Source organism: Armatimonadota bacterium (assembly GCA_016869025.1).
Classification (GTDB): Bacteria; Sysuimicrobiota; Sysuimicrobiia; order Sysuimicrobiales; family Humicultoraceae; genus VGFA01.
Genome location: VGFA01000047.1, coordinates 1 through 2,031, shown reverse-complemented (window position 1 = coordinate 2,031; position 2,031 = coordinate 1). Strand labels below are relative to the sequence as shown.

The following is a 2,031-nucleotide window of genomic DNA, read 5'->3' as shown; positions in this document are numbered from 1 at the left end:
ATGCAACCTACTTTGCGGGCCGGTCGTTCGATCCGGCGGTGAACCTGCCCAAGGTGCGCTTCTACCCGGAGATCATCTACTTCCCCTCCGGCGGCGCGTCGGTGGCGCACATCGCGGCCCCGGGTCAGGTGACGCTGGCCCGCCTGGCCCGACGCCAGGGACGCTACTGGATGGCGATCGTTCCCGCGGAGTTTGTGGAGTTCCCAGAGGAAGTGGCCTGGGCGAAGGCGGCCGCGACCACGCCGGAGTGGCCGCACGCCTTTGCGCGGTTCCGGGTGGGCGCCGACGAGTTTCTGTCCGAGTACGACAGCAACCACATCCACGGGGTGTACGGGGACTACGTCCAGGAACTGGTCTGGATCAGCAAGATACTGGGAATGGACTGCCGGGTGTTCGCGTAGGCCCCGGTGGCAGGGCTCATGGTGGGCGGGCGCATGGACCGGTACACCATCGGCATTGACTTCGGAACCGAGTCGGCCCGCGCGGTGCTGGTCGGCACCTCCGATGGCCGCCTGGTGGCCACCGCCACATTCGCGTACCCGTATGGTGTGATAGACCGCGTGCTGCCGGACGGTAGTGGGCGTGTCGGCGGCGAACAGCCCGCCGGCGCACGGGACGGCGGCGAGCGGCTGCCGCCTGACTGGGCGTTGCAGCATCCCGGCGACTGGGTGTTGGCGCTGGAGCATCTCCTGCGCGCGATGGCCGCAGCCGCGCCCCCTGATGCGATCGTCGGCATCGGCATTGACTTCACCTCGTGCACCGTGCTGCCGGCGACCGCTGACGGGACGCCCCTGTGCCTGCTGGAAGAACACCGGCGCGAGCCCCATGCCTGGCCCAAGCTGTGGAAGCATCACGCGGCGCAGCCCTATGCCGACCGCATCAACGCCGCCGCCGGATCGCCCGGGGGCGAGTTCCTACGCCTCTACGGCGGCAAGACCTCCTCGGAGTGGTCCTGGGCCAAGGGCTGGCAGTTTCTGGCCGAGGCCCCGCACCTGGCTCCGGCGGCGGAGCGCTGGATCGAGGGCGGCGACTGGATCGTCTGGCAGCTCGTCGGGCGCGACGTGCGCAGCGCCTGCCAGGCCGGATACAAGGCACACTGGCAGAAGGACGCGGGCTATCCGTCAACCGCGTTCTGGGCGTCGCTCGATCCTGCCCTCCCCTCTCTGCTCGGCAGGCTGGGCGATCCGCACCCCGTGGCAACGCCTGCCGGCGGGCTGCTCCCGGAGTGGGCCGCGCGCACCGGGCTGCGCGCGGGCACGCCGGTGGCGGTGGCCGTGATTGACGCGCACACGGCGCTGCCTGCTGTGGGCGTCAGCCGGCCGGGGCAGTTGGTCGTCATAATGGGGACTTCCACCTGTCACCTGCTGGTAGATGCGCGCCGGCAGCCGGTGCAGGGGATCTGCGGCGTGGTGGAGGACGGGATCCTGCCAGGGCTGTTCGGATACGAGGCAGGCCAGGCGTCGTTCGGCGACATCTTCGGATGGTACGTGCGCACCCATGCCGCCGGAGCAGAGGCAGAGGCCGCCGGGTTCGCACCTCTGGAGCGCGAGGCCGCGGCGTTCGCACGGCTGGAGCGCGAGGCGGCGCGCCTGGATGCAGGGGCGACGGGCCTGCTGGCGCTGGACTGGTGGAACGGCTGCAGGACCCCGTTGGTGGACACTGACCTCTCCGGCCTGATCGTCGGGCTCACGATCGCAACAGAGCCGCACGAGATCTACCGCGCGCTGATCGAGGCCGCGGTCTTCGGAACTCGCAGGGTGATAGATACCTTCGAGGCGGGCGGTGTGGCTGTCGGCGAGGTGCACGCGTGCGGCGGCCTGGCCGAACGCAGCCCGCTGTTGCTGCAGATTACCGCCGATGTCACCGGTCGCGACGTGCTGGCGGCGAAGATGCCGCACGCGTCTGCGGTCGGCGCGGCCATCTACGCGGCGGCCGCCGCAGGAACGGCGCAGGGCGGACATGAGAGCATGACCGAGGCGATCCGGCAGATGGGCAGCACCGACCGTGCCCGCTACCGGCCTCGCCCGGAGG

At 70.5% G+C, this 2,031-nt stretch carries 2 protein-coding genes; both read left to right on the top strand.

Annotated elements, in window-relative coordinates; genetic code table 11:
- The coding region (locus FJX73_12725; GenBank protein MBM3471634.1) for a fucose isomerase at positions 1-401 on the top strand (401 nt) is incomplete at its 5' end.
- Between the two features lie 6 nt (positions 402-407).
- Positions 408-2,031 (top strand): ribulokinase (locus FJX73_12720; GenBank protein MBM3471633.1); only part of this gene is annotated, 1,624 nt, incomplete at its 3' end.